Source organism: Streptomyces sp. NBC_01166 (genome assembly GCF_045039765.1).
GTDB lineage: Bacteria > Actinomycetota > Actinomycetes > Streptomycetales > Streptomycetaceae > Streptomyces.
Genome location: NZ_CP108613.1, coordinates 3,033,678 through 3,055,272 on the forward strand (window position 1 = coordinate 3,033,678; position 21,595 = coordinate 3,055,272).

The window sequence follows — 21,595 nt, forward strand, 5'->3', positions numbered from 1 at the left end:
CAACTCCTCGGAGGAGAGCGATGACAGTCACCCTGGCGGACGTAGCGGCCCGCGCCCGGGTGTCCCCGGCCACCGTGTCCCGCGTCCTGAACGGCAACTACCCGGTGGCCTCGTCCACCCGGGAGCGGGTCCTGCGCGCGGTGGACGATCTGGACTACGTACTCAACGGCCCGGCCAGCTCGCTCGCCGCCGCCACGTCCGACCTGGTGGGCATCCTGGTCAACGACATCGCCGACCCGTTCTTCGGCATCATGGCCGGAGCGGCGCAGAGCGAGATCGGCGGCCCGGGCGACGGAACCGGCCGCGCGGGCGGCGAGAAGCTCGCCGTCGTGTGCAACACCGGCGGCTCCCCCGGGCGCGAACTCACCTATCTCACCCTGCTGCAGCGGCAGCGCGCCGCGGCCGTCGTCCTGACCGGCGGCGCGCTGGAGGACCCGGCACACCAGGCGGCGATGGCGGTGAAACTGGCCAAGCTCGCGGACGCGGGCACCCGGATCGTCTTCTGCGGACGCCCTCCGCTGCCGGGCACCGACGCGGTGGTCGCCGCACTGACCTTCGACAACCGGGGCGGCGCCAGGCGCCTCACCGAGCATCTGATCGCCCTGGGCCACCGCCGGATCGGCTACGTCGCCGGGCCCCTGGAGCGCACCACGACCCGGCACCGGCTGGAGGGGCACCGCGAGGCCATGAAGGCCGCGGGGCTGTACGGGGACGAGGAGAGCGTCACCGTCCACGGCCCGTACGACCGGAGCTCCGGCTACGACGCCACCCTCGAACTCCTGCGCAGGGAACCGGACGTGACGGCCGTCGTCGCCGCCAACGACACCGTGGCACTCGGCGCCTGTGCGGCTGTCCGGGAGCGCGGGCTCCGCATCCCCGAGGACATCTCGGTTGCCGGCTTCGACGATCTGCCCTTCTCCGTGGACGCCGTACCCGCCCTGACGACCGTACGGCTGCCGCTGTTCGAGGCGGGGGCGCGGGCGGGCCGGCTGGCGATGGGCAAGGAGACACCTCCGGCGGGAGGCACGGCGACGATCGCCGCGGAGCTCATGGAACGCGGATCGACGGCGCCGCCGCGGGTGGGATGAGGAATCTCCCCCGCTAACACGGGTACTGGTCAGACCGCACCGATGAAAGGACAGACACCGTGAAGCTCGCTTTCTCCACCCTCGGAGTTCCGGGGATGCCCGTGGCGGACGTGGTGCGGCTCGCCGCCGGGAACGGCTACCAGGGGGTGGAGCTGCGCGCCCATCCCGAGGAGCCGGTCCACCCCGGCCTGACCTCGCTCGAACGGGCCGCCGTGGCCGAGGAGTTCAAGCGCGGAGGCGTCGAGATCCTCACCGTCGCCGGGTATGTGCGCGTGGCCGCCGAGGGTGAGGACGGGCCGGTGATCGCCGCGCTCGCCGAGCTGGTGGAGCTGGCGCGCGACCTGGGAGCGGCCAACGTCCGGGTGTTCCCCGGCGGCGGGGACCAGGACCCCGCGGAGGCCGACGCGATCGCCGCGCGGCGCCTGGGAGCCGCCGCGCCGCACGCCGCCGACCTGGGCGTACGCATCCTGCTGGAGACCCATGACTCGCACCGCGCCGGGGCCGACGTGGCCCGGGTCGTGGGCACCGTCGGGCACGGGCAGATCGGCGCGATCTGGGACGTCATGCACACCTGGCTGGCCGGCGAGGAGCCCGTGGCCAGCCACGCGGTGCTGGCCCCGCACCTGGGATACGTACAGGTGAAGGACATCGCCTCGGCCGAGGACACCGTGCCGCTCGCCCTCGGGGCGGGAACGCTGCCCCTGCAGGCGTGCCTGGACACCCTGGACCAGGACAGCTGGGTCTGCTGGGAGTACGAGAAGCGCTGGTACGCGGGGGCCGCCGATCTGCCGGACCTGCTGGCGGCGGGGCGCGAGCACATCCTGCGGCTCGGCGCGCCGAAGCAGTAGGTCAGGCCCGCGCCTCCCGGGGTTCCTCGGCCCCCTTGATTTCCGGCAGCGGTGGAGCGGTGACGCGGCGGGGCCTCGCCAGGGAGGTCAGGGCCACTCCCCCGACCAGCAGCGCCGCCGCGCACCACCGCATAGGGCTGACCGTCTCGCCGAGGAGGAGTGCGGCCGAGGACATCCCGAAGACGGGCACGAGCAGGGTGAACGGGGCCACGGACGAGGCCGGGTGGTGGCGGAGCAGGAAGCCCCAGGCCGCGAAGCCGAATACGGTGGAGATCCAGGCGACGTAGACGACGGCGCCGACGCCGCTCCGGTCGAGCGTGGCGAGGGCGTCGGCGTCACGGTCCCAGCCCTCGAAGAGCAGGGACAGGGCGAGGAGCGGCAGTACGGGCACGGTCGACACCCACACCATGAAGTTGAGGGAGTCGGACGGCGCCGCCTTGCGGGTGATCACGTTGGAGACACCCCAGCAGGCCGCCGCCAGGATCACCAGGACGAAGGCGAGCACGGGTCCGGACGCCCCCTCGTCGACGGCGGCCACGCCGATGCCGACGAGCGCGACACCCATGCCCAGGACGCGTGTCCTGCCGGGCCGTTCGGACAGCACCAGGGCCGCGAACAGGGCGGTGAAGACGGCCTGGACCTGAAGGACGAGCGAGGAGAGCCCGGCGGGCATCCCACGGTCCATCCCGATGAAGAGCAGCCCGAATTTGGCCACCCCCAGGGCGAGACCCACCCCCACGACGTACTTCCACGCCACCGTGGGCCTGCCGACGAAGAACACGGCGGGCAGCGCGGCGACGAGGAAGCGCAGGGCGGAGAAGAGCAGGGGCGGGAAGTGGGCCAGACCCACCTCGACGACGACGAAATTCACACCCCAGACGGCGGCGACCAGCGCGGCCAGGGCGATGTGGAGGGGACGCATGGACCGAGCATCCGACGCCGGGACCATGTAGCACCAGCGCGGATTTCTTCATGGTTGGATTGAGGATCTCTAATGATTCCCGGAGGTCCCGGTGCTCGACCTGTCCCGGCTGCGCGCCCTGCACGCCGTCTCCGTCCACGGCTCGGTCGCGGGCGCCGCCGCCGCTCTCGGCTACACGGCGTCGGCGGTCTCCCAGCAGATCACCAAGCTGGAGCGGGAGACCCGCACGACCCTGCTCGAACGGCGCGGGCGCGGGGTGGCACTCACCGAGGACGCGCTCCATCTCGCCTCCACCGCACAGCGATTGCTGGCGATCGTGGAGCAGGCCGAGACGACTCTGGAGCAGCGCAGGGGGCAACCGACGGGGCGGCTCTCCATCGCCGCGTTCGCCTCGGCGGCACGCGGGCTGCTGCCGGGGGTGCTGGCGGAGCTGGCACGGGAGCACCCGGCGCTGGACGCGCGGCTCACCGAGGTCGACCCGCATCTCTCGGTCGACCTGGTGGCGAAGGGCGTGGTCGATCTCGCGGTCGCCCACGACTGGGACATCAGCCCGCTGCCCGCGCCGGAGGGCATCGCGCAGGCGGTGCTCGGGGACGACCGGTGCGATCTGCTGGTGCCGGAGGACCATCCGCTCGTCGGCCGGGAGGCGGTACGCCGGGAGGAGCTGGCCAAGGAGCGGTGGGTGTGCCAGCCGCCCGGCACGGTGTGCCACGACTGGCTCGTACGGACCCTGAGGGCGGCGGGGTACGAGCCGGACATCCGGCACCGGGCGGAGGAGAACCACACCCAGCTGGCCCTGGTGGCGGCCGGGCTCGGCGTGGCGATGATCCCCCGGCTGGGCCGGGGCCCGCTGCCGCCGGGCGTGGCCGCCGTGCGGCTGGACCCCGTACCGGTCAGGCGGCTGTACGCACTGTGGCGCTCGGAGGCGGCGCGGCGACCCGCGATCATCGCGGCGGTGTCGGTGCTGCAGGCGGCCTCCGAAGCATTCCAGGAAGCGGGATAGGACAGGACGGCTCACCCGCCTGCCGGGGCCGGGGTACACAACGAATCTTGCGCAATTTTTATTGCGCATATTTTCTTTTCTACCTAGGCTCAGGGGTATGGCCAAGGAGAAGAAGACGCCGAGCATCACCGATCTCGACGCCCTGAAGGTCTTCGCCCATCCCCTGCGGATCGCCCTCTACCGGCACCTGAAGACGGCGGAGGCCGCCACGGCCTCCCAGCTCGCGGAGCAGGTGGACGAGGCGGTGGCGCTGGTCAGCTACCACCTGCGCAAGATGGCGGCCCACGGCTTCCTCGTCGAGGCGCCGGAGGTGAGCACGGACGGTCGCGAACGGTGGTGGAAGCTCGCGTCGGACCGCGGGTGGAGCTTCCGCAGCTCCGACTTCACGGGGGACCCCGAGGGCGCGGCGGTGGTCGGGCAGGTGACACGTCATCTGCTCACGACCCGTGCGGAGCGGTACGCCGCCTATCTCGACCAGCAGGCGGCCTGGCCCGAGGAGTGGAGCGACGCCTCCTTCAGCTCCGAGTACACACCGCGGCTGACGGCGGCGGAACTGGCCGGGCTCGGCGAGGAGATCGCCGCACTCGTCCAGCGTTACGGCGAACGCGGCCGGGCCGCCGAGGCCGCCGGCGACACCACGGGCCGCGAGCACGTGGCCCTGCATCTGTACGGGTTCCCCTACCGCTCCCCCGGCGGCACGGCATGACGGGGCCCGCCGCGATATCGGCCCCGGCCGGATCGCCACCCGCCCACCGGGACGCGAACGTGCTGCGCTGGCTCGGCGCGCTCACCCTCTCGCTCCTGGGCGACAACGTGTACTTCCTGGCCCTCTCCTGGGCGGCGATCCACGTCGGGGGCCCCACCGAGGCGGGGCTGGTCCTGGCCGCCGGATCCCTGCCGCGCGTCGTGCTCATGCTGGGCGGAGGCGTGCTGGCCGACCGGCTGGGACCGCGCAGGGTGATGATCGGCAGCGATCTGACCCGCTGCGTGGTGATCCTGGCCATGGCGGGCATCTTGGCCGTCTCGACACCGGGCGTGTGGCTGCTGGTGCTGCTGGGGCTGGTCTTCGGCGCGGTGGACGCCTTGTTCCTGCCGTCGGTCGGCGCCCTGCCGCCGCGGATCACCGGGCCGGACCAACTGGCCCGCGTGCAGGGCCTGCGGGGCCTCGCCACCCGTGCGGCCACCATCGGTGGTTCGCCGCTGGGCGGCCTGGCCCTGGCGCTGGGCGGTCCGGCCTCCGCGTTCGCGGTCGCCGGCGCGATGTTCGCGGTGTCCGTGCCGCTGCTGATGGCCTTGAAGGTCGCACCCCTCCCCCGGACCGACGGTGAGGAGGCCGGGGCACGCGGCACCCCGTGGCACGACCTCTCCGACGGACTCCGGCACATCCGGCGCGACCGGGTCCTGGCTCCGCTGGTGCTCGTCATCGCGATAGGCGACCTCGGCTTCGCCGGCCCGCTGAACATCGGCCTGACCCTCCTGGCGGACGAGCACGGCTGGGGCGCCGCCGGGCTCGGCTGGATCGTGGGCGGCTTCGGCCTGGGGGCGGCCGGCGCGTCCCTCCTCCTGGCCGCCCACGGCCGTCTCCCGCGCGCGGGGCTCGTGCAACAGGGGTGCCTGGCCCTCGGGGCGGTGGCCATCGGCGCGCTCGCCTTCGCCCCCTCCCTCGGCGTCGCGGTCGGGGTCGGCGTCACCATCGGTCTGACCGCCGGACTCAGCGGGGCCCTGTGCGCGGCCCTTCTGCAGACGGCCGCCGACCCCGCGTACCTCGGCCGGGTCACCTCGGTGGCGGCCCTGTCCTCGCTCGGCCTCGCTCCGCTGACGTATCCCCTCAGCGGAGCGGCCATCGCCGCCTGGGGGACGCAGCCTGTGTTCACCGTCAGCGCCGCGTTCGTGGCGCTCGGGGCGCTCGTCGGGCTCAGCACCCGGTCGTTGCGGTGCGCCGAGCTGCCGGGGCCGCGGGCGGGTGCGGCCACGTCCGGGCCGGCCGGAGACTGAGGGACCTCCCGCCGCACCCATTGCCGGGCATGTCCACCCCTTGTCCCGCGTGTCACGCGCGTTCTCGGACCACCCCCTTGACTGGTAGTTACTTTCCATATATCCGTACCTTCTTGGAAGTTTCTTTCAGCACCGGAAGGGGCTCACGTGCACTACCGCACCTCCAGACGCACCCTCCTCACCGCCACCGCGGCGACCGCCGCAGCCGCGGCCTCCGGCGTCGCCGCTCTCCCCGGCGCCGCGCAGGCGGCCACGACAGGCACCTCCCCGGACAGCCGCCTCAAGCGGCTCATCGCCCGGATGAGCCTGGAGGAGAAGGTCGGCCAGCTCTTCGTGATGCGGGTGTACGGACACTCCGCGACCGACCCCGACCAGGCGGACGTCGACGCCAACCTCGCCGAGATCGGGGTCCGCGACGCCGCCGAGCTGATCTCCACGTACCACGTCGGCGGAATCATCTACTTCGCCTGGGCGCACAACACCCGCGACCCGCACCAGATCGCCGCCCTCTCCAACGGCATCCAGCGGGCCGGGCTCGCCGGTCCCACCCCGCTGCCACTCCTCGTCTCCACCGACCAGGAACACGGCATCGTGTGCCGGGTCGGCGAGCCCGCGACGCTGCTGCCGGGTGCGATGGCACTGGGCGCGGGCGGTTCACGCTCCGACGCGCGCGCGGCGGGCAGGATCGCCGGGGCCGAGCTGGCGGCGCTGGGCATCAACCAGAACTACGCGCCGGACGCGGACGTCAACGTCAACCCGGCCAACCCCGTCATCGGCGTACGCTCCTTCGGCTCCGACCCGGAGTCCGTCGCCGGGATGGTCACCGCGCAGGTGAAGGGGTATCAGAGCGCCGGGATCGCCTCCACGGCCAAGCACTTCCCCGGCCACGGGGACACCAGCACCGACAGCCACACCGGTCTGCCCGTCATCTCGCACACCCGCGAGCAGTGGGCCGAGCTCGACGCCCCTCCGTTCCGGGCGGCCGTCGCCGCCGGCATCGACTCGATCATGACGGCCCACATCGTGGTGCCCGCCCTGGACCCGTCGGAGGACCCGGCGACCCTGTCCCGGCCCATCCTCACCGGCATCCTGCGGGAGGAGCTCGGCTACGACGGTGTCGTGGTCACCGACGCGCTCGGGATGGAGGGCGTCCGCACGAAGTACGGCGACGAGCGCGTCCCCGTCCTCGCGCTGCAGGCCGGCGTCGACCAGCTGCTCAACCCGCCGCACCTGGACGTCGCGTGGAACGCGGTCCTGAACGCGGTGAAGAGTGGCGAGATCAGCGAGGCCCGCATCGAGGAATCGATCCTGCGCATCCTGCGGCTGAAGACGCGGCTCGGCCTGTTCCGCGACCCGTACGTCACCCGGCGGGGCGTCGACCGCACGGTCGGCATCCCGTCGCACCTCGCCGCCGCCGACCGGATCGCCGAGCGGACGACGACGCTGCTGGCCAACACCGGTTCGCTGCTGCCCCTCTCCCGCCGGTCCCACAAGAACCTCCTGGTGGTCGGGGCCGAGCCGGCCTCCCCCTCCGGCACGACCGGCCCCCCGACGACCACGCTCGCCGGGGCGTTCGAGGAGCTGGGGTACGCGGCGACGGCGTTGTCGACGGGCACGGCCCCGACCCAGGCGAAGATCGCCGAGGCGGTGGCCGCCGCCGAGGGCAAGGACGCGGTGATCGTGGGCACGTACAACGTCACGGCGTCCAGCACCCAGCGCACCCTGGTCAGCGCCCTCGCGGCGACCGGCGTCCCGGTGATCACCCTCGCGATCCGCAATCCGTACGACATCGCCCACCTGGCCGGTACGGGCTACGCCGCGAGCCTCGCCACGTACTCCTGGACGGACGTCGAGCTGCGGGCCGCGGCTCGTGTGATCGCGGGGCGGGCCCGGCCGGAGGGCAGGCTGCCGGTCCCGGTGCAACGGGCGGACGCGCCCACGCAGGCGCTGTACCCCGTCGGCTACGGGCTGTCGTACAGGAGCTGAGCCACACCCTCGCCGTGACCACCCGAACGAGCTAAAAACACCCCGTGCACCTGGCGTGTGCCCGCCCCGGCGGGTCACGCTGGGTGCACGTCCGTGTGGACGCACCGGGGGTCATTCATGGGGAAGTGCCGTGTCGCGGGGGTGTCGCGCGCCCTCCTGCCCGTCGTCGTGGCGGTCTGCCTGAGCGCCTGCCGGCAGCCGGCGGGCGGCGCAGCGGGGGCGCCGTCCGGCCGGCCCCAGGACGGCACGGCGCCGTCGGGTTACGGGATGGAGTTCCTGGGTCCCGCCGACTGCAGCTCGCGAGGACAGGTGTTCCGCGAGGTGTCGTGCGGCAGCGAGAGGGCGGGGGCCCGGGTGCTGGCCCGCCACACCGGGACGCCGTCGGACGGGCCGGCCTGCCCGCCACCGACCGACTTCGTCCTGCACATCTCCCCCGGCGGCGCCGCCCCGTCGGGAAGCCCCGCCGCCGCGCCCCGCGGGTACGCGTGCATGCGCAACCTGGAGTCCCCGCATCCCGGCGACCCCGGGCAGGGCGGCGGCCCGCTGACGGTCGTCGGCGACTGTGTCCACAGCTTCCGCGAGAGCGAGGTCAGGGAGACCGCCTGCGACGGATCGGGCGAGCGGCCACCGGAGTTCGAGATCGGCTCGGCGGTGGCGCGACGCGCGCTCTGCCCCGACACCACGGATCTGTACGTGCACTTGGGCGGGGACATGCCGGTGGGCTGCGCCCACCGGATGTGAACATCCGGCAGGCCCAGCCCACTTCGGCGCGGAGTGGCCCTACGGCCGCAGTGTGCCCCGGTCCCTCTGGAGTTCGGCGTCACGCACGTCCAGGCGCGCGTCGAACTTCGCGAGGGGCTTCGCCTTCGCCGGATCGGCCTCGACGGCCGCGGGAGCGACCCCGGCCCAGCGCAGGATGGCGGCGGTCGCCTTGGCCTTCTCGTCGGCGACGAGGCCGGCGACCTTGGAGCCGTGGTTCCCGCCCGGCACCGTGTAGACGTAGCTGTCACGGGCGCCGCGGCCCAGTCGGAAGGGCTCGGCTCCCCACGGGTCGTTCTCGCCGTAGACGTACAGCATGTGTTCGGCGTTGTTCCGGACCCAGCTGTCCACGTCACGCATGGCCGAGGGCTGGAACTTCATCGGGATGGAGCGCGGCACGAAGTTGCGCGGCGGCTGGTAGCCGTAGCGGCTCAGATTCCCCAGCCAGGGCTGCTTGATGTCGGGCGAACCGAGCTGTGTGCCCGCCTGGTAGTAGTACGGCGTGTACGTCTCCAGGCCCTGGTCGGCGTAGGCGGAGAAGCCCGAGATGCCGTCGATGGAGTCCCAGATCTCCTGGTCGGTGGCGTTCGGGGCGTCGGCCGGGATGGAGTCGCAGTCGGCGAGCAGGCTGTACTGCCAGTAGGCCCAGACGTAGTCCATGACGACGGCCTCGTACGCCTTGTCGAGCGTGCCGACGGTCTCGAAGGTCAGGCCGTTCTCGGCGGCGTACGCCTCGAACTTCTTCTCCAGCGGCTCCCGGCGGACGAGGGCCTCGCGCTGGACACCGCTCAGCCGGTCCCGGCACTCCTTGGTGCCGACGCGGGCGAAGAACCGGTCGTACGCCGAATCCTCCTTGTTCACCACGTCGTTGGGCGCGACATAGGCGACGACGCCGTCCATGTCCTTCGGGTAGAAGCGCTCGAAGTAGGTGGCGGTCATGCCGCCCTTGGAGCCGCCGGTGGTGAGCCAGTTCTCGGAGTAGACCTTCTTCAGCGCCTTGAAGACCCGGTGCTGGTCGCTGGCGGCCTGCCAGATGTCGAGCTTCGACCAGTCGGCGGGGGCCGGGCGGGACGGGGTGAAGAACCGGTACTCCAGGGAGACCTGGTTGCCGTCGATGATCTGCGTGGGCTCGCTGCGGCTGGGGTTGGTCGAGACGTTGTAGCCGCTGGTGAAGAAGACCGTGGGCCGGGTCGTGTCCTTGTGCAGCAGGGTGAGCCGCTGCTGGAACGTGCCCTTGGACGGGTGCCTGTGGTCGACCGGCTGGGTGTAGTTCAGGACGAAGAAGCGGTAGCCGGGGTAGGGCTTCTCCTCGATCAGACTCATGCCCGGGATGGCCAGGATGCGGTCCTTGATGTCCTCGCTGCTGCTCTCGTTGCTGCTGAGGCCGCTGCTCTGCTTCGCGGCCGGTTCCGCGGCTGTGGCCGCACCGGCCGAGGCTCCGGTCGCACTCACTGTGCCTATGAGCACCGCGAGCGACAGAACGCCTCTGAGCGCCTTGCGCATGCACCCTCCCCTTGATTCACGACAGTCGCCGTGAACCTAGCGGTGGTAACACCCGTCACGCCAGACCCACTCGCGCGTCAGCACCCGATCCACCCCGTGGAGCCGGAGGATCCCCCGACGGAACCTGAGGCGCGGACGCAGCGGTTGAGCGCGTGCACCGTGACCGGGCCGGCCAGTTCGGTGAACCTGCCGCTGTCGACGACCGCCCGGCCGCCGCGCGGCTGGAGCGAGACCCGCATCGCCCTGCGTGCGCCCGGCTTCCTGGCGACGGTGACGGCGCACGCGTAGGCGCGGCTCTTGTAGACGCGCAGCGAACCGGTGGAGAACTTGACCGTCTTGACCAGCCGTCCGGAGCAGGGCGACGCGGCCTGCGCCGGGGCCTGCCCGACGGGGCCCGTCACCAGCACCAGGGCCCCGAGCAGCGGTAGGAGGAGGAGCGACACCGTCCTGCGCCGACCCGTCGCCGTCCTGCGCCGCACCGGTCCCGTCCGTCCCGATGACCTCGGCTGTCTCACCACACGGTCCACCCCATCCACCCCTCGAACATATCGACCCCCATCAGACACACGTACGCATGGGTGTACGACGCGGGAGGACGGCGTTCAGTTGCGGAAGGGGTGTCATACGCCCGCCGGGGCGTCCTCCCCTATGCCCTCCCCTATGAAGGTGCGCCACAGCCGGGCGTACGTGCCTTCCCTGGCCAGCAGCTCGGCATGCGTGCCGTCCTCGGCGACCCTGCCCCGGTCCATCACCACGACCCGGTCGGCACGCGCCGCCGTCGTCAGCCGGTGGGCGACCACCAGGGTGGTGCGCCGTCCGGCCAGCCGGTCGGTGGCCTGGTTGACCTGCGCCTCGCTGGCGAGGTCGAGGGAGGCCGTCGCCTCGTCGAGCAGGAGGATGTCGGGGTCGACCAGTTCGGCGCGGGCGAGCGCGATCAGCTGGCGCTGGCCGGCCGAGAGATTGCGGCCCCGTTCGGCGACCTCGTGCAGATAGCCGTCCTCCAGGGTGGCGATCATGTCGTGGGCGCCGACGGCCCTTGCCGCCGCCTCCACCTGGGCGTCGGTGGCCTCCGGGAGACCGTAGGCGATGGCGTCGCGGACCGTCCCCTCGAAGAGGTAGGCCTCCTGCGGCACGACCCCGAGCCGGTGCCGGTACGCCGTCCTGTCGAGCTGCCGCAGATCCGTGCCGTCCGCCGTGACCCGTCCGCTCGTCGGGTCGTAGAACCGGGCGACGAGCTTGACCAGCGTGGACTTGCCCGCCCCCGTCTCACCGACGAAGGCGACCGTCTGGCCCGCCGGGATCCGCAGGTCGATGCCGGTGAGGGCCTCCTCCTCGTCTGCGTAGGCGAACGAGACGTTCTCGAAGGCGATCTCGCCGCGCAGCGACGTCACGTCCACCGGCTCGTCGTGGTCGGCCGTGGAGGTCGGCTCGCGCAGGAGTTCCTGGATCCGGCCGAGGGAGACGGTGGCCTGCTGGTAGCCGTCGAAGACCTGGGACAACTGCTGCACGGGAGCGAAGAACAGGTCGATGTAGAGGAGATAGGCCACCAGCGCGCCCGTGGTCAGCGTGCCGTTGTCGACACGGCCGGCACCGACGATCAGCACGGCGGCCGCCGCGACCGAGGCCAGCAGCTGGACGAACGGGAAGTAGACCGAGATCAGCCACTGACCGCGCACCCTCGCCTGGCGGTAGTGGTCGCTGCGCGCCGCGAACCGCTCGGCGCCGTCACGCTCGCGCCGGAACGCCTGGACGATCCGCAGACCGGAGACGGACTCCTGGAGGTCGGCGTTGACGACGCTGATGCGCTCACGGGCGAGCTCGTACGCCTTGACGCTCTTGCGCCGGAAGAAGAACGTACCGACGATCAGCAGCGGCAGCGTGGCGAAGACGACCAGGGCCAGCTGGATGTCGAGGACGAGCAGCACGACCGTGATGCCGAAGAAGGTGACCATGGAGACGAAGGCGGTGACCAGTCCGGTCTGCAGGAAGGTGGAGAGCGCGTCCACATCCGTGGTCATCCGGGTCATGATCCGGCCGGTCAGCTCGCGCTCGTAGTAGTCGAGTCCGAGCCGCTGGAGCTGGGCGAAGATCTTGAGACGCAGGGAGTACAGCACGCGTTCGCCGGTGCGGCCCGTCATCCGGGTCTCACCGATCTGGGCCGCCCACTGCACGAGGACGGCCAGCAGACCGAGTCCGGCAGCCGCCCAGACCGCGCCGAGCGCCATCTTCGTGACGCCGTCGTCGATGCCGTGCCGGATCAGCACCGGCAGCAGCAGTCCCATGCCCGCGTCGACGGCGACCAGTGCCAGGCTCACCAGCAGCGGGGCTCCGAAGCCGTGCAGCAGCCTGCGCAGACCGTACGACTTCTCCGGTCGCACCGCGCTCGCCTCGTCGATACCGGGGGCGTCCGTGGCGGGCGGCAGCGCCTCGACCTGGGCGAGCAGCTCGGGGGTGGCGGGCATCCCGGCGGCCGCCGCGTCGCGCCGCTCCTCCTTGCGGATCCACAGCCCGGGGGTGAGACCGCGCTCGGCGTCGAACTCCGCGTCCAGCTCTTCCAGGAGCGCTCGGTCGTCCTCGGGTTCGGCGGTGACCGACGGCTGGTGCCCGGGTGAGGTGCCGCCCATCTCGTCGGGGTCGGTGAGCAGCCGGCGGTAGAGCGCCGAGCGGCGCTCCAGTTCCGCGTGCGTGCCGATGTCGGCGAGCCGCCCCTGGTCGAGGACGGCGATGCGGTCGGCGAGACCGAGCGTGGACCTGCGGTGAGCTATCAGCAGGGTCGTGCGGCCCTCCATGACCTGGGCCAGGACCTCGTGGATCTCGTGTTCGACCCGGGCGTCGACGGCGGAGGTGGCGTCGTCGAGGAGCAGCAGGCGGGGGTCGGTGAGGATGGCGCGGGCGAGCGCGACGCGCTGGCGCTGGCCACCGGAGAGGGTGAGCCCGTGCTCGCCGACCTTGGTGTCGTAGCCCTCGGGCAGTTCGGAGATGAAGCCGTGCGCCTGGGCGGCGCTCGCGGCGCGTTCGATCTGCTCCTGGGTGGCGCCCGGGTATCCGTACGCGATGTTGGCGCCGACGGACTCGGAGAAGAGGAAGCTGTCCTCCGGTACGAGGCCGATGGCGGCCCGCAGCGAGTCCTGGGTCAGCTCGCGGACGTCGTGGCCGCCGACCAGGACGGCGCCGTGCGACACGTCGTAGAAGCGGGGCAGCAGGAGCGAGACGGTGGACTTGCCGCTGCCGGAGGCTCCGACGACGGCGACGGTCTCGCCCGGCTCGATGGTGAGGGAGAAGCCGTCCAGGACCGGCCGGTCGTCGTCGTAGCCGAAGCGGACGTCGTCGAACTCGACGCTCGCGGGGGCGTTGGCCGGCAGCGTCTTGGTGCCGTCCTCCATGGACGGCTCGGTGTCGATGAGCTCCAGGACGCGCTCCACACCGGCGCGGGCCTGCTGGCCGACGGTGAGGACCATGGCGAGCATCCGGACCGGGCCGACGAGCTGGGCGAGGTAGGTGGAGAAGGCGACGAACGTGCCGAGCGTGATCTCGCCCCGGGTGGCAAGCCAGCCGCCGAGAGCCAGCATCGCGACCTGGCCGAGCGCGGGGACGGCCTGGAGCGCCGGGGTGTAGCGGGAGTTCAGCCGGATGGTGCGCAGCCGGCCCGCGAAGAGCCTGCGGCTGACCTCGCGGAGCTTGCCGGTCTCCTGCTCCTCCTGGCCGAACCCCTTGACGACCCGGACGCCCGAGACTGCGCCGTCGACCACTCCGGCGACGGCGGCGGCCTGGCTCTGGGCGTACCAGGTGGCCGGGAAGAGGCGCGCCTTGGACCGGCGGGCGATGAACCACAGCGCGGGGGCGACGGCGAGGGCGACGAGGGTGAGGGGCAGCGAGAGCCACGCCATGATCACCAGGGAGATCAGGAAGAGCAGGATGTTCCCGATGGTCATCGGGAGCATGAAGAGGAGGCTCTGGATGAGCTGGAGGTCGCTGGTGGCACGCCCGACGACCTGCCCGGTGGAGAGCTCGTCCTGGCGCTTCCCGTCGAGCCGGGTGAGGGTGCCGTACATCTCGGTACGCAGGTCGTGCTGGACGTCCAGGGCGAGCCGCCCGCCGTAGTAGCGGCGGACGAAGGTGGAGATGTAGACGAGGACGGCCGCGCCGATGAGCAGGCCGGTCCAGACGCCGAGGGAACGGGTGTGGCTGCCGACGACGTCGTCGATGATCACCTTGGTGATGAGGGGGACCAGCGCCATCACGGCCATGCCCGCGAGCGACGAGCCCAGCGCGAGGACGACGTTGCGCCGGTAGCGCCAGGCGTATCCGCTCAGCCGCCGGCCCCACCCCTGTGTCTCGGGGTCCTGCGTCCCGGCGCCCTGTTTCTCCGCGCCCTGTTTCTCCGCGCCCACGCGTGCCTCCTGTGTCGCCCCGTTGCCCCGCCTGGGCCTACCGCAAGACTCCAACGCGGTCGGCCGAAGATTTCATCCTCCCGCAACAATTCTCAGCCGATGGGCGGATCCCGGGGGCCGGTGGTCCTAGGACTCAAGGGGGCAGCGGCGGCGCTCAGTGGGTGGCGGGCCCGATGTCCTTGTGGACGGCCTTGGAGACGGCCTGAATGGTGTCGATGCCGTCCTCCATCGTCTTGTTGTCCTGCGTGAGCACGGTGATCGCGTAGTCGTGTCCCTTGCCGCTGAAAGCGCCGACGCTGTGGACGCGCCAGCCGTGTGTGGAGCGCTCCAGCCAGCCGTTCTTGAGCTGCACCGTCGCGTCGCCGGGGGCACCGGCCGGAACTCCCCAGCGCTGTTCCGGGACGACCTTGCGCATCCGGTCCAGGACGAAGGTCCGCGAGCTGTCGTCGAGGACCTTGTTCCTGGCCGTCACGAGGGTCAGGAGACGCTGTTCGTCATGGGCGGTGATCTGGGTGAGCCCCCACGCGCCCTTGGCGTCCAGTGCCGTACGGGTCATTCCCGCGGCCTTGAGGAAGCCCTTGACCTTCGCGGGGCCGAGCTTGTCCCACAGCTCGGTGGTCGCGTCGTTGTCCGACTCGGTGATCATGGCTGTGGAGAGCTTGCTCTCGTGCGGGGTGAGCGGCCGGCCGGTCTTCTGCGCGTCCCAGAGCAGTGCGGCGAGGACGGTGACCTTGACCACGCTCGCCGAGTCCACCTGCTGGGCGGGCCGCAGCGTGCAGCTCGTTCGCGTCCGGTGGTCCTGCACCGCCAGGGCGGGGGTGGACTTGTGCCCCTTGAGGGCCGCGGTGATGTCCTTGGACATCTTCGCGGCGAGTCCGGCCCGGTCCGAGGCGCAGGAGACGGCGGGGGCCGGTGCCGCGGTGGCGGGCGACGCCACGGCCGCCGGGGCGAGGGCGCCACCGATCAGGGCGGCGCCGAGCGCGGCGCGGGAGTACCGGGTCATCCGCTGGTGAGTCATACCGTCCTCCGCACCGTCTCGCTGGTCGCCCCTGCGGAGCACCCGGACATGATGCGCGGAACGGACAGACCGAGCTATGGCCTGGGACACAGGCAGGAGGGCCGTCCCGGCGCCGGTCCCACGCCGCAAGGCCTCCGGGCCGGGCCCGGTGACCGACGCCACGGCGCTCTCCCCGGCAGGTCCCGGGCCGGAAGCCGGTCCGGGACCCGGCGGAGGGCCGGGGTCAGAGGTGCGTCGGCTCGAACATCTTCAGCAGCGCCGGGAGCACGACGACCGAGGGCCCGGGGGCAGCCAGGGCCTTGCCGAGGTCGGCGGCGAGGGCCTCCGGCGTCGTACGGACCGCGGGGACGCCGAAGGACTCGGCGAGGGCGACGAAGTCCGGGCGGGAGAGTTCGGTCGCCGTGGCCTCGCCGAAGGCGCCCGTCATGTACTCCCGCAGGATGCCGTAGCCCCCGTCGTCGACGATCAGCCAGGTGACGGGCAGGTCGTACTGCCGCACGGTGGCGAGCTCGGCGATCGAGTACATCGCGCCACCGTCGCCGGAGACCGCGAGCACCGGCTTCGTCGGATCGGCCGCGGCGGCGCCGATCGCGGCGGGGAAGCCGTAGCCGAGACCGCCCGCGCCCTGGGCCGAGTGCATCGTGTTCGGACGGCGGGCGTCGAAGGCGGACCAGGCCCAGTAGGCGAGGATCGTCATGTCCCAGAAGCTGGGCGAGGTGTCGGGCAGCGCCTCGCGGACCGAGGCCAGCACCTGCTGCTCAAGCGTGAGGTCCTGTGCCGCGATGCGTTCGTGGACCCGCTCCAGCAGCGACCGGACGCGCTCCGGCGCGGTGTCGTCCTCGCGGGGCTCCACGGCGTCCAGGAGGTCGGCGAGGGCCTCGCGGGCGTCGGAGTGGATGCCGAGCGCGGGGTGGTTGGACTCCAGCTTCCCGGCGTCGGCCTCGATCTGGATGACCCGGCCGCGCGGTGCGAACGTGTGGTAGTTCGAGGAGAGTTCACCCAGTCCCGAGCCGACGACCAGCAGCACGTCCGCGGACTCCAGGAAGTCCGTGGTGTGCCGGTCCTCCAGCCAGGACCGGAGCGAGAGCGGGTGTTCCCAGGGGAAGGCGCCCTTGCCGCCGAACGTGGTGACGACCGGGGCGTTGATCTTCTCCGCGAGCGCGCGCAGCTTTCCGGAAGCGTCGGAGCGTACGACTCCGCCGCCCGCGATGATCGCCGGACGTTCCGCATTCGACAGCAGGTGGGCGGCCGCGAGCGTCAGCTCCGGCCGCGGGTACAGCTCACGCGGGGTGGCGTCGAGCGCGCTGACGACGGGCAGGATCGTCTCGGCGAGCAGCACGTCCTGCGGGATCTCGACCCAGACCGGGCCGTGCGGGGCGGTCAGCGCGGATTCCCAGGCGGCGGCGATCGCGGAAGGGATCTGTGACGCCGTACGCACGGTGTGCACGGACTTCACGATGTCGCGGAAGGACGCCTTCTGATCGCGGAGTTCGTGCAGATAGCCGTGGCGCCCGCCGCCGAGCCCGGCGGTGGGGATCTGGCTGGAGATCGCCAGCACGGGCGCCGACGCGGCGGCGGCCTCCTGGAGCGCGGCCAGGGAGGTCAGGGCGCCCGGACCGGTGGAGAGGAGCAGGGGCGCCACCTCGCCGGTGATCCGGCCGTAGGCGTCGGCGGCGAAACCCGCGTTGTTCTCGACGCGCAGTCCGACGTACGAGAGCGAGGAGCGGCGCAGTGCGTCGAACATCCCGAGCGCGTGCTGGCCGGGCAGCCCGAAGACCGTGGTGGCGCCGAGGCCCTGGAGGGTCTCGACGACGAGGTCGCCGCCGTTGCGTCCGGACGGAGGGTTCAGGGCGGCCTCGGCCTGCGCGGCGGTGAGCTGCGGCCGGTCGTCGTGGTCGTGACTCACTGGGTGCGGCCCTTCGCGATCTGGCGGGACATGATCGTCGTCAGCTCGTACGCCGTGTGCGAGGCGGCGACGGAAGTGATCTCCGCGTGATCGTACGCCGGGGCCACCTCGACCAGGTCGGCCGAGACGAGGTGGCAGGAGGAGAGTCCGCGCAGGATCTCCAGGAGCTCGCGCGAGGTGAGGCCGCCGGCCTCCGGGGTGCCGGTTCCGGGGGCGTGCGCCGGGTCGAGCACGTCGATGTCGATGGAGATGTAGAGCGGACGGTCGCCGATGCGCTGCCGCAGCTGGTCGGCGATCTCGTCGACGCCGCGCCGCATGACGTCGGCGGAGGTGACGATGCCGAAGCCCATCTTGGCGTCGTCGGTGAGGTCCTGCTTGCCGTACAGCGGGCCGCGCGTGCCGACGTGGGAGAGCGCCTCCGTGTCGAGGATGCCCTCCTCGACGGCGCGGCGGAACGGGGTGCCGTGGGTGTACTCGGCGCCGAAGTAGGTGTCCCAGGTGTCCAGGTGCGCGTCGAAGTGGAGCAGGGCCACGGGGCCGTGCTTCTTGGCGACGGAACGCAGCAGGGGCAGCGCGATGGTGTGGTCGCCGCCGAGCGTCATCAGCCGGGCGCCGGTGGAGAGCAGGTCGTCGGCGGCGGCCTCGACGGTCTCCACGGCCTCGTTGATGTTGAACGGGTTGGCGGCGATGTCCCCCGCGTCGGCGACCTGGGCGAGGGCGAAGGGGGAGGCGTCCTGCGCCGGGTTGTAGGGGCGCAGGAGGCGCGAGGCCTCCCGGATCGCGTTGCCGCCGAACCGGGCGCCGGGCCGGTAGGAGACGCCGCTGTCGAAGGGCACGCCGACGACGGCGACATCGGCGGAGCCGACCTCGTCGAGCCGGGGCAGCCGGGCGAACGTCGCGGGTCCGGCGTACCGCGGGACGCGGGAGGAGTCGACGGGTCCGCGCGGCGATTCGTTGCTGCTCATGGGTGCGGGTGCCTTTCGTTGTGCCATGCGCGCCTTGTGGGCGTTCATACGGTATTCAGTCTGCCAGGGGCCCGTCCGGGTCCCTGGGCCGGTGGAGGGGCGGTCAGACGGCGACCGGGTCCGGGGTGGCCGGGTCCTCGGTCCCGCGCCCGGCCAGGCGCTCACGCCAGGCGGTCAGCACGGCGGGATCGGTCGGCCTGGTCGCCAGCGAGACGACGACGTAGACCACGAGTGAGGCGATCAGCCCGTAGTAGACCGGCTCGTTGGCGAGGATTCCGTAGGCGGCCATCAGTCCGATCACCGCGACACCGCCGACGGCCACGGCCGCCAGCGCGCCCGCCGCCGTGCCCCGGCGCCAGAGCAGGCCACCGAGGATCGGCACCAGCAAGCCGCCGACCAGCAGGTTGTAGGCGACGGTCAGTGCCTCGACGACATTGTTGAGCGCGATGGCGATCACGATGACGGCGACGCCCATGATGAGGATGAAGGCCCGGTTCCCCTTCACCTCGTCCCGCTCCTCGCCGCCTTCCCTGGCGACCACGCCCCGCAGCCGCGACCAGATGTCGTTGTTGGCCACGGTCGCGCAGGCGATCAGGGCGCCGGAGGAGGTGGACATCACCGCGGCGAGCGCGGCGGCCAGCACCAGTCCCCTCACGCCGACCGGCAGTTCGTCCTTCACGATCGTCGCGAAGGCGGCGTCGGCGCTGGGCAGCTTCGGGTACATCACCTTGGCCGCCGTCCCGATGACGGCACCGGCGACGGCGTAGACCAGACAGTACGTACCGGCGACGGTGCCGCCCCAGCGTGCCGTGCGGTCGCTGCGCGCGGTGAACACGCGCTGCCAGATGTCCTGGCCGATCAGCATGCCGAAGGTGTAGATCAGGACATACGTGAAGATCGTCTCGCCGCCTATGCCCAGCGGGTCGAAGTACTCCGTCGGCAGCTTCGCCTTCATCTCGCTGAAGCCGCCGGCCTTGACGACGGCGATCGGCAGGAGCAGCAGCAGGACGCCGATCGTCTTGACGACGAACTGCACCATGTCGGTGATCGTGATCGACCACATGCCGCCGAGCGTGGAGTACGCGACGACGATGGTGCCGCCCAGGATGATCGCCACGGTGCGGTTCACGTCGAACAGGACGTCGAAGATGGTGGCGTAGGCGATGGTCGAGGTGACCGCGAGCATCAGCGTGTACGCCCACATGACGACACCGGAGATGACCCCGGCCCGGCCGCCGTAGCGCAGATCGAGCATCTCGGAGACGGTGTAGACCTTCAGCCGGGCGATGCGCGCGGAGAAGAAGACGGACAGGGCGAGCAGCCCGAGGCCGATCGTGAAGACCATCCAGGCACCGGAGAGCCCGTACTGGTAGCCGAGGCCGACTCCGCCGATCGTCGAGGCACCGCCGAGGACGATCGCGGCCATGGTGCCCGAGTACATCCAGGGGCCGAGCCGTCGTCCGGCGACCAGGAACTCGCTCTTGGACTTGGCGCGGCGCATGCCCCACCAGCCCATGGCGAGCATGCCGGCCAGATAGACCACGATCACCGCGTAGTCGACAGCCATGGGCTTTCCTCCGTCTCGGTTCCGCTCAGGGGGTGTGGTGATGAAGACGGTAGGTGGCTGGAAGCCGACGCTGAAGTGTACGTTTCCTCCATCCTCATGAAGCTGAATGGATGGACCATCCATGCCGGACTCCCCCGCAGGGCCACCCGCCCCTCCCATCGCCCTCTCCGAGCTGTTGGCCCGGGAGGAACTCGGGCTGCGCCGGATCGCCGGCCCGGACCACGCGGAGCTGCTGTGGGTACACACCTCGGAGATGGCCGACCCGTATCCGTATCTGCTCGGCGGTGAGCTGCTGCTGAGCGCCGGGGTGCAGCTCACGGACGCGGACACCTATGTGGCCCGGCTGGTGCAGGCGGGGGCGGCGGCGCTCGGCTTCGGGGTGGCGCCGGTGCACGACACGGTGCCGGCCGCCCTGGTGGAGGCGTGCGACCGGCACGGACTGCCGCTGCTGGAGGTGCCGCCGGAGACCCGCTTCACCGCGATCGCCCAGGCGGTGTGGCGGCTCATGGCGGAGGCCCGGCACCGCGAGCTGCGCCGGGTGACCCGGGCACAGCAGGCCCTCGCGACGGCGGCGGCCCGCCCGGACCCGGTGCCGGCGGTGCTGCGCCAGCTCGCGGTGCAGCTGGAGGGCCGGGTCGCGCTGCTCACGGCGGACGGCGGTGTGCTGCACGCGGCGGGCGGGCGCCCGGCACCGGATGTGCAGACGGCACTGGCCCGGCTGGCCCGGGTGGTGGCGCCCACCGCGCCCACCGCGCCCTCAGGGTCCACGGGTCCGGCCCCGGACCGTAAGCCGAGCCCCTCGTCGGCGACCGACACCCGGGGCGGCACCCACCTCTTCGCGTACGCGCTCGGGGGCGGGCAGGGGCTGGCCCTCGCCCTGGCGACGCCCCGGCGAGACTTCGGCGACCACACCGTCGCGGGGATCGCCGTCGTCCTGCTCTCCCTGCTCACGGCCCCGCACCAGGGCGCCGACGCCGCGGGCCGTTCGGCGGCGCTCGTACGGCTGCTGCTGGGCGCGGCCCCGGAGGACGTGGCCCCGCTGCTGGGCGACGGCGACTCCTGGACGGTGGTCCACGCCCGGCGGGCCGACGGCACCCCGGCCGGCGCGCTGAACGCCGGGGCCCTCGGCGCCGCGCTGGGCTCCGCCCTCTCGGACGTGGACCGCGAGACCGTACGGGTCCTGCTCCCCGGCCGCCACGAAGCGGTGCCCCCGCAGCCCGGCTGGACCCTCGGCGTCTCCGGCCCCGCTCGGGTCGCCGCCCTGCCCGACGCCGACACCCAGGCGGCCCGCGCGCTGGGCCACGCCGAGGCGACCCGCGCCCCGCTGACCACGCACCGCCCCGGTACCGGCGGCCTGGCCGCCCTGATCCCGCCCGACCGCGCCGAGGCCCACGCCCGCACGCTCCTGGCCCCCCTGACCGAGCCCCTGGCCGAGACGTTGCGCTGCTGGCTGAGCCTCCACGGCAGCTGGGACCGCACGGCGGTGGCCCTCAAGGTCCACCGCAACACGGTCCGCCAGCGCATCGCCCGGTGCGCGGCGCTGCTGGACGCGGACCTGGACGACATGGACGTACGGACGGAGCTGTGGTTCGCGTTGCGGGACCATGGGCCCGCGCGTGCGTGAATCCTGGCCTCGGGCGAGAG

General features: G+C 72.2%; 16 protein-coding genes. 8 read left to right on the forward strand and 8 right to left on the reverse strand.

Annotated elements, in window-relative coordinates:
• Window positions 1-20: 20 nt before the first annotated feature.
• Both OG379_RS13960 and OG379_RS13965 read left to right on the forward strand, forming a co-directional pair.
• On the forward strand, window positions 21-1,088 hold the full coding sequence (locus tag OG379_RS13960) for a LacI family DNA-binding transcriptional regulator (RefSeq protein WP_393759193.1): 1,068 nt from the start codon (window positions 21-23) through the stop codon (window positions 1,086-1,088).
• A 59-nt stretch (window positions 1,089-1,147) separates the two neighbouring features.
• Window positions 1,148-1,936 (forward strand): sugar phosphate isomerase/epimerase family protein, encoded by a 789-nt coding sequence (locus OG379_RS13965; protein WP_405662570.1) that lies wholly within the window; start codon window positions 1,148-1,150, stop codon window positions 1,934-1,936.
• A gap of 1 nt (window position 1,937) precedes the next feature.
• Here OG379_RS13965 and OG379_RS13970 read toward each other — a convergent pair whose 3' ends face one another.
• Entirely contained in the window at window positions 1,938-2,858 is a 921-nt protein-coding gene (locus tag OG379_RS13970) for an EamA family transporter (RefSeq protein ID WP_405662572.1), read from the reverse strand.
• A 91-nt stretch (window positions 2,859-2,949) separates the two neighbouring features.
• Here OG379_RS13970 and OG379_RS13975 point away from each other — a divergent pair, with 91 nt between their 5' ends.
• The 5 genes from OG379_RS13975 (at window position 2,950) to OG379_RS13995 (ending at window position 8,583) form a co-directional block, all read left to right on the forward strand.
• Window positions 2,950-3,861: a LysR substrate-binding domain-containing protein gene (locus tag OG379_RS13975; RefSeq protein ID WP_405662574.1), complete on the forward strand. Its 912-nt coding sequence runs from the start codon at window positions 2,950-2,952 to the stop codon at window positions 3,859-3,861.
• Window positions 3,862-3,958: 97 nt separating this feature from the next.
• Window positions 3,959-4,567: a helix-turn-helix domain-containing protein gene (locus OG379_RS13980; RefSeq protein WP_405662576.1), complete on the forward strand. Its 609-nt coding sequence runs from the start codon at window positions 3,959-3,961 to the stop codon at window positions 4,565-4,567.
• Window positions 4,564-5,856: an MFS transporter gene (locus tag OG379_RS13985; RefSeq protein WP_405662578.1), complete on the forward strand. Its 1,293-nt coding sequence runs from the start codon at window positions 4,564-4,566 to the stop codon at window positions 5,854-5,856. The genes OG379_RS13980 and OG379_RS13985 overlap by 4 nt, the downstream gene beginning before the upstream one ends.
• Window positions 5,857-6,003: 147 nt before the next feature.
• Window positions 6,004-7,842 (forward strand): glycoside hydrolase family 3 protein, encoded by a 1,839-nt coding sequence (locus OG379_RS13990; protein WP_405662580.1) that lies wholly within the window; start codon window positions 6,004-6,006, stop codon window positions 7,840-7,842.
• Window positions 7,843-7,959: 117 nt separating this feature from the next.
• Window positions 7,960-8,583: a hypothetical protein gene (locus OG379_RS13995; protein ID WP_405662581.1), complete on the forward strand. Its 624-nt coding sequence runs from the start codon at window positions 7,960-7,962 to the stop codon at window positions 8,581-8,583.
• Window positions 8,584-8,622: 39 nt separating this feature from the next.
• Here the strand turns inward: OG379_RS13995 and OG379_RS14000 are convergent, their stop codons facing one another.
• The 7 genes from OG379_RS14000 to OG379_RS14030 form a co-directional block, all read right to left on the reverse strand.
• Window positions 8,623-10,104: a S28 family serine protease gene (locus OG379_RS14000; RefSeq protein ID WP_405662583.1), complete on the reverse strand. Its 1,482-nt coding sequence runs from the start codon at window positions 10,102-10,104 to the stop codon at window positions 8,623-8,625.
• Window positions 10,105-10,181: 77 nt separating this feature from the next.
• On the reverse strand, window positions 10,182-10,583 hold the full coding sequence (locus OG379_RS14005) for a hypothetical protein (protein ID WP_405662585.1): 402 nt from the start codon (window positions 10,581-10,583) through the stop codon (window positions 10,182-10,184).
• 141 nt (window positions 10,584-10,724) lie between these two features.
• Entirely contained in the window at window positions 10,725-14,495 is a 3,771-nt protein-coding gene (locus OG379_RS14010; RefSeq protein ID WP_405662587.1) for an ABC transporter ATP-binding protein, read from the reverse strand.
• A gap of 154 nt (window positions 14,496-14,649) precedes the next feature.
• Complete coding sequence (locus OG379_RS14015) at window positions 14,650-15,513, reverse strand: serine hydrolase (RefSeq protein WP_405662589.1); 864 nt, start codon at window positions 15,511-15,513, stop codon at window positions 14,650-14,652.
• A 223-nt stretch (window positions 15,514-15,736) separates the two neighbouring features.
• Entirely contained in the window at window positions 15,737-17,419 is a 1,683-nt protein-coding gene (locus tag OG379_RS14020) for a thiamine pyrophosphate-binding protein (protein ID WP_405662591.1), read from the reverse strand.
• Window positions 17,416-18,384, reverse strand: a complete 969-nt coding sequence (gene speB / locus OG379_RS14025) for an agmatinase (RefSeq protein ID WP_393759167.1) — start codon at window positions 18,382-18,384, stop codon at window positions 17,416-17,418. Before speB ends, OG379_RS14020 begins: the two co-directional genes overlap by 4 nt.
• A gap of 103 nt (window positions 18,385-18,487) precedes the next feature.
• On the reverse strand, window positions 18,488-19,951 hold the full coding sequence (locus OG379_RS14030) for a sodium:solute symporter (RefSeq protein WP_405662595.1): 1,464 nt from the start codon (window positions 19,949-19,951) through the stop codon (window positions 18,488-18,490).
• Between the two features lie 121 nt (window positions 19,952-20,072).
• On the opposite strand from OG379_RS14030, the gene OG379_RS14035 reads away from it, so the two are divergent.
• Window positions 20,073-21,575: a PucR family transcriptional regulator ligand-binding domain-containing protein gene (locus OG379_RS14035; RefSeq protein ID WP_405662597.1), complete on the forward strand. Its 1,503-nt coding sequence runs from the start codon at window positions 20,073-20,075 to the stop codon at window positions 21,573-21,575.
• Window positions 21,576-21,595 lie beyond the last annotated feature (20 nt).

Bases quoted from the DNA above. Each gene is read 5' to 3' on its own strand.
- OG379_RS13960 (WP_393759193.1), top strand. From the start codon at position 21: ATGACAGTCACCCTGGCGGACGTAGCGGCCCGCGCCCGGGTGTCCCCG.
- OG379_RS13970 (WP_405662572.1), bottom strand. From the start codon at position 2,858: ATGCGTCCCCTCCACATCGCCCTGGCCGCGCTGGTCGCCGCCGTCTGG.
- OG379_RS13980 (WP_405662576.1), top strand. From the start codon at position 3,959: ATGGCCAAGGAGAAGAAGACGCCGAGCATCACCGATCTCGACGCCCTG.
- OG379_RS13985 (WP_405662578.1), top strand. From the start codon at position 4,564: ATGACGGGGCCCGCCGCGATATCGGCCCCGGCCGGATCGCCACCCGCC.
- OG379_RS13995 (WP_405662581.1), top strand. From the start codon at position 7,960: ATGGGGAAGTGCCGTGTCGCGGGGGTGTCGCGCGCCCTCCTGCCCGTC.
- OG379_RS14000 (WP_405662583.1), bottom strand. From the start codon at position 10,104: ATGCGCAAGGCGCTCAGAGGCGTTCTGTCGCTCGCGGTGCTCATAGGC.
- OG379_RS14015 (WP_405662589.1), bottom strand. From the start codon at position 15,513: ATGACTCACCAGCGGATGACCCGGTACTCCCGCGCCGCGCTCGGCGCC.
- speB (WP_393759167.1), bottom strand. From the start codon at position 18,384: ATGAGCAGCAACGAATCGCCGCGCGGACCCGTCGACTCCTCCCGCGTC.
- OG379_RS14030 (WP_405662595.1), bottom strand. From the start codon at position 19,951: ATGGCTGTCGACTACGCGGTGATCGTGGTCTATCTGGCCGGCATGCTC.
- OG379_RS14035 (WP_405662597.1), top strand. From the start codon at position 20,073: ATGCCGGACTCCCCCGCAGGGCCACCCGCCCCTCCCATCGCCCTCTCC.